Source organism: Acinetobacter sp. F16 (genome assembly GCF_052712855.1).
Window position 1 is genome coordinate 64,253 of sequence record NZ_JBRATK010000015.1, and the last position, 6,248, is coordinate 70,500.

Sequence of the window (6,248 nt, forward strand, 5' to 3'; positions counted from 1 at the left end):
TATGTTAGCTCTAGAATTAATTGAGTTATCAATTGTAGTTAATACCTTTCAAAATAAAACTTTCAGAGCTAGGATTCCCTTTTCCAAAGGTCTAAATGTTATTAGAGCTGATAATACTTCTGGTAAATCGACATGTGTAAATGCTATAGCTTATGCACTTGGTTTAGAATCTATTTTAGGGCCATTAAAGAAAAAACCTTTTCCCAAGTCTCTTTATGATGTTATCAATGAAAATAAAAAAAGTAATAAAATCTATAATGTATCAGCCTCACATGTCACACTAGAATTAAAAAACAGTTTTGGCGAGGTTGCAAAATTAACTCGATTAATCAAAGACCCTAACAATATAATTACTGTTGAAGAAAATGGTAATTTTCAAGATTACTTTCTGAAGTCTTCAGGAACTTTAGGCTCAGCCAAATCTGAATTGGGTTTCCACAATTGGTTAGAGTTATTTATGGATTGGAAATTACCTTTAGTACCAAATCTAACAGGCTCAACTATTAAACTTTACTTAGAAGCTATTTTTCCGCTTTTTTTTATCGAACAAAAGCGAGGATGGTCAGAAATTCAAGCTAATGTTCCCGTAAACTATGGAATTAGAAATGTTAAAAAAACTGCTTTAGAGTATGTATTAAATATTTCAAATTTTGAAAATGAAAATAAACTGAATGAATATAAAAGTTTATTAGATAACATTGAAGAACAATGGAATTTTAACATTAAATCTATTGAATCACTTTGTGATACACTTAATTTCAGCTATTCAAAAATTGATTCCATAATAAATCAAAACTTTCCCATTAGTTATTATATGATTGGTATAAATGCAAATATCTTATTAAAAGATGCAAAAATATCTTTAGAGAACGAATTATCACATATTCTAACAGAAGACTCTAATGTTGAGTTCGAAGCTGAAATCTCCACACAAAGAGGTATCTTAAGAAGCCTAATAGATGATATTAATGTATTAGAAAATAAAAAAGATCAATTAAAAATTGTTTTACATGAATCCAAAAATAAATCAGAAGTTTTAAATAGTGATTTAGAAAAATATAAACAGCTAGAATTGCTTACTAGACTTGGTGCAAAACATAATATAGGTGTTACTTTAGATGAATGCCCTATTTGCCACAATCAACTCTCCGACTTCTTACATATTTCTCATAAAAAATCTAAAACTCCCCCTATGACATTAGAACAAAATATTATCTTCATTAAAGATCAGTATACCTTTATGAATAATATTATTTCAAAACACGCTTCTCAAATTTCTGAACTCCACAACAAAATACATAAAAAAAATATTATTTTAAAAGAAGAAGAGTCTAAATTTAATAGACTTGAAGCAGATTATTCTGAGCTATTCGGTAATGTTCATCATAATATTAGAAAAAAAATTGATCTCGAAAATAAAATTGAGAAGATTGATCAATTTACAGATAAGATCAAATCTTATGAAAACAATCTTAAAAAAATACAAACCAAGTGGAATACTACTAACGCGGCATACACTATTTTAAAACAAAAAATGGAGTCATCAAATTCAACAGAAATAATAAAAAAATTAGAAGAAATTATGAAAAACAATTTAGATTTATTCGGTTTTTCAGAATCATCTGTTGATGAAATAACAATTTCTAGATCAACTCTTCGCCCTGAGCAAAATGGATATGACATTATAGCTGAGACATCAGCAAGTGATTATATAAGAACCATTTGGGCATATACATTAGCACTATTGGAGTTAGGTGTGGATAACGAAATGGAAATTAATCATGGTGGATTTGTAGTTTTTGATGAACCTCGACAACATGAAGCTCGTACACAGAGCTTGTTTGATTTAATTGAACATACCTCAGAAATTTTTGCTGATCAAGGTCAAGCAATTTTCACTACAAGTTTTGAAAACCTTAACTCATTTGATAAAAAAATAAACAACGCTAACATCATCTACTTTGATGACTACATACTTCAGCCTAATTAATTTATTCACTAACTTAATGATCTTGAGATATGTTGGACTACCACAAAGAAAAAAATAGGTATTAGATGCAATTAAGCGGATAGTAGAATTTAGCCCTACTTTTGTGGGGTTATCTTTTACTAATTTCCGCTTATAATTCTCACACCAATAACAACAAGACCTAATCATGAAAATAATAATATTCTTTACCTTACTCTTAGCTCTGACTATCACTGGATGCCAGAAGGAACCAGAACAACCAGTATCTACGGAAGCAACCGATCCTGTAGTAAAAGCACAATTTGAAAAGTCAGATGCAATCATTAACACTTATTTAGACAAACTGGATAGTGTTGAAACTCCGCATGCGGAAAGAGTTCAGATCATCTGTAAGAACTATCCAGCTGAATACAAGGCCAATTACATGCCATCGTTAATGAAGCTATCACCAGGTGAATACACGGAAGGTAAATTGATAAAGGATTTGGACATAGCATTGGATTACTATAAGAAAAAAGACAATATTCAGTGTTGAATAATTACTACTTGCTATTCAGATTGGCATTGCCTAAATGCAGCCTGAGCTTTAGTATTTTTCTCAATCATATAAATTAGCTACATTATGCTTGATACCCAGCTCTCCCTAAGTGAATACCTTGCAACGGTCCAAGAAGTTATCCGTATAGCTTTTGATGAACCTGTATGGGTGAAAGCTGAAATCCGAAACCTCAGTATTAAAGGTGGCCATTACTATTTAGAGCTCGCTGAAAAAGAAGAAGATACCGATAAAGTGATTGCCAGTTGCAAAGCGACGATCTGGAAATCTGCTGCAGCAAAAATGGTATTAAAGTTTGAGCGTGAAAGCGGGATTGAGCTATCTAAAGATCTAAATGTGCTTATTAAAGTTAAAGCTACTTTCAGTCCTCAATACGGTTTTTCTGTCAATGTAGAAGATATCGATTCGAGCTATACGTTAGGTGACATTGCACGGCGTTATCAACAGATATTAGAGCGCTTAACTTCTGAGGGCCTGGCCAATAAAAATAAGTTACTCTCTACCCCTTTTGATATTAAAAATGTCCTGGTAATTGCGCCTGAAAATGCAGCTGGTCTTGGTGACTTCAAAAAAGATGCAGATGCTTTAGATAAAGCTGGTGTCTGTCATTTCGTTTATCACACCGCGACCTTTCAAGGGAATACAGCTGCAGTGTCAATCATTGGATCATTGGGTGATGGTTTACGTCAGTGGGCTAAAGATTTTGATTCAGCTCCCGATCTAATCGTGATTATTCGCGGTGGTGGTGCAGTAAATGATTTGGCTTATTTAAATGACTACGACTTAGCTGCCCTACTCTGCAAACGTTCAGTTCCGATCTGGGTAGGTATTGGCCATGAAAAAGACCGAACCATTCTAGATGAAGTGGCTCACCGTTCCTTTGATACGCCAAGTAAAGTCATTGGTGGTATTCGTAATCTGATTGTTGAACGCACTCAGGAAGTACTGGATGCCCTACAGAAGATTAAGCTTTTATCTCAGCATCAAATCACGGCGTATCAAGGTCAAAATGATCAATACATGAGAGTGATCAAGACTCTTGCTCATGGACAGATCAATGAAGCCAATAAAAGCCTGGACTTGATGAAAGGTACCCTGCAGTACTTAGCGCAACAGCAAATCAAATTAGCATCAAATCAGGTTGAGTCGTTGATGCGTGAAACCCTATTACAGAATCCACGAAATGTGATGGCCAAGGGTTACGGTATCGTCCGTAGCCAGGGTAAAGCCATTCGCTCAATTCAACAAATTTCAGGTGACAGCATCCAGGTAGAATTACAGGATGGTACCATCGAAGCCAACGTGACCCAGGTACTCAGCAATGACTAAAAAAGAATTAACATTTAAAGAAGGCTATGACGTTCTTAAGAAGAATGCTGAATTGCTTGAGTCGCAAGAAGAACCTGATATTGATAATTTGATGAAGATCGTCGAAGAATCTATGACAGCATATAAAGCCTGTAAAACACGTGTAGATGCTGTGCAACAAGCTTTGAATAAAACCTTTAAAGAATGATTTAAATCAACAGCTTAATGAATAGCTAACTTTAATTTTACGTATAGAACATTATGGAATTATTAGATCAAAATAAATTAATCCTTTTCATATTTTTTGTCATACCTGGTATTGTTGCCCTAAAAACATACGAAGGATTTTACGGCAGACCTAAAAATGATTTACCTGATGAAATCATGAATGCAGTCTTCTTGAGTTGTCTAAATTATGCAGTTTGTGGCTTGCCATTACTATATCTTTTAATCCACTATGATCTAAACTTTTGGCAACTTCTACTTTTAGGATTAATTGTTCTACTTTTATTGCCATGTTGTCTTTGCATAGCATGGATAAAAGTTGTTAATTGGTGGCATTTAAAAAATAAGAATGGAAAAACACTAGAACGGAGTCCATGGGAATACTTCTTTAAAAAGCATAATATTGATAAAAAATGGCTATGGGCTGAAATTGAACTTCTTGATGGAAGCAGAATACACGGCGTATTTGGTCACGCAACGGGTTATCCAGATCCACCTCAAATATATTTACAAAAATATTATTACTTGGATAAGGAGGGGGAAAATTTTATTAATGATGACGATGACTTAGGTATAATCATTTTAACAAATGAAATTAAACACATAAATTTTAAATCTTTAGCTTCAGGAATAACATGACAAACCAAAATAGTAATAACTCTTCCAATAAAAGTCCTTTAAATGAAAGTATTATTAAGGGGCACGTTGCACCTACTGGTCCAACTCCTCAATTCACACCACCAAAACCAAGACCATCCCAACCCAAATAAAATAAGGCCCTCTATTGGAGGGCTTTTTTAATATTATTTTGTACTTGGAACGATTCCAAATGAAAAGCTAAGTGGTTAGTAGGATTTACTAAAAAGATAAAAACTTTTCGAAAAATCCCACGTAGTACTATTCCGTCGGATTTCAAAAAAATATCGCTGTTCCATCTGGTTATCTAATTCATCAAGATAAATAAGAAGCAGCTCTAACTGCACCTTATTTTCTTCATCAAAAATACTTGGATAATCTAGATGGAATATTAAATTTTCCATAGAATTTGTCGAAAAAACATTAAATGTTTTACAAAAAAATATTCCTTTCGTGTTTCTTGAAACACTCAACCTCACATCTCTTGCTATAGCACGACTATTCAACAAATTGATTTCAACTCGAAGTACATCAAACTCATGATCCTCTAACTGATTCAGTATTCGATCAGGGTCATAAGGCTTATTTACGTCTCGGTAAATTGAAGTACGATTAAGGTGAAGAAAAGGTTGTCTTAATACTGTCTCTTTTTGCTTCTGCGATGAAAACTGTTCAACTGTAAAATCAAATTCTTCTTTAGAGGTTCTCACTAATTCTTTTTGCTGTTCAACACTGCTTTTAAGCTCTGTAACTTGAGCCTGCAGAGTCTTATTACTTAACCCAAGCTCTTTGGCCTGTAACTTTAAAGCTTCGCTATTCTGTCTGTAACCTAAATATAAAAATAAAAAGGCAATTGGAGAAAAGATACCTGCTAAAAAATCTCCAACTTCATTAAATTCTAAAGGACTAGCGTAGTCAGCAAAGAATCCCACGAAAATGAATATATAGATTAATATTCCGCCTAAATAGATCACTAGAAAGTAAAAGACAAAAGGATGTTCTTTTTTATAATTTCTAATAAGTTTAATTTTTTTGAATTCCACAGAACACTTTCACCCCAAATAAAAATCTCAAAACTCTTATGATTTAAACTTAATGTCGAAACTTGTTCAAGAGGGCAAAATACAACGGATCCAGTTCTCTACTTCTAATAAGCAGTAGACCAACATGGGTTCGAATCCCTGTTTAGAATTCGAACCCATGTCCCTAATGGCATTTCACCAATACAAAGTACTTAAAGAAATAAGGATATAAATAGGGATACAAATACAAAACATGAAAGTAAATAGCCATTAATTACAAGGACTTTACAGAAAAGTTCTATTCGCGCAGGGCGCACAATCATTTTGCGAAAGCAAAAATATTCATATAAATAATCTCTAAAAATTTAGATTGCTCTATATGATCAATATTAAAATAATTCAATTCCGATGACTTTTTTAAATTTAGAATAGGGTCTGTTGACATTTGTTGCTTAAAAAAATAGCGAGGTAGTAAAATTAAATCGCCAAACCCAATTTTACTCTCGCTATGCCTCGTACAATGCTGAATAAT

Annotated in this window: 7 protein-coding genes; 5 read left to right on the plus strand and 2 right to left on the minus strand. The window is 33.2% G+C overall.

What is annotated here, in order from left to right:
* The first annotated feature begins 1 nt into the window (after nt 1).
* From ACU0NF_RS09885 to ACU0NF_RS09905, 5 genes are all read left to right on the plus strand, one after another.
* Entirely contained in the window at nt 2–1,990 is a 1,989-nt protein-coding gene (locus ACU0NF_RS09885; RefSeq protein WP_445661006.1) for an AAA family ATPase, read from the plus strand.
* Between the two features lie 166 nt (nt 1,991–2,156).
* Nucleotides 2,157–2,504 (plus strand): hypothetical protein, encoded by a 348-nt coding sequence (locus ACU0NF_RS09890; protein WP_445661007.1) that lies wholly within the window; start codon nt 2,157–2,159, stop codon nt 2,502–2,504.
* 87 nt (nt 2,505–2,591) lie between these two features.
* A complete protein-coding gene (gene xseA / locus ACU0NF_RS09895; protein WP_445661008.1) occupies nt 2,592–3,854 on the plus strand; it encodes an exodeoxyribonuclease VII large subunit in 1,263 nt (420 codons plus the stop codon).
* Nucleotides 3,847–4,041: an exodeoxyribonuclease VII small subunit gene (xseB, locus tag ACU0NF_RS09900; protein WP_445661009.1), complete on the plus strand. Its 195-nt coding sequence runs from the start codon at nt 3,847–3,849 to the stop codon at nt 4,039–4,041. Before xseA ends, xseB begins: the two co-directional genes overlap by 8 nt.
* 53 nt (nt 4,042–4,094) lie before the next feature.
* A complete protein-coding gene (locus ACU0NF_RS09905; protein ID WP_445661010.1) occupies nt 4,095–4,697 on the plus strand; it encodes a DUF6338 family protein in 603 nt (200 codons plus the stop codon).
* A 206-nt stretch (nt 4,698–4,903) separates the two neighbouring features.
* On the opposite strand, the gene ACU0NF_RS09910 is transcribed toward ACU0NF_RS09905, so the two are convergent.
* Together ACU0NF_RS09910 and ACU0NF_RS09915 are read right to left on the minus strand one after the other, a co-directional pair.
* Nucleotides 4,904–5,737, minus strand: a complete 834-nt coding sequence (locus ACU0NF_RS09910) for a hypothetical protein (RefSeq protein ID WP_445661011.1) — start codon at nt 5,735–5,737, stop codon at nt 4,904–4,906.
* Nucleotides 5,738–6,035: 298 nt separating this feature from the next.
* Nucleotides 6,036–6,248, minus strand: a 213-nt coding sequence (locus ACU0NF_RS09915; protein WP_445661012.1) for a hypothetical protein, incomplete at its 5' end; no start/stop codon positions are given.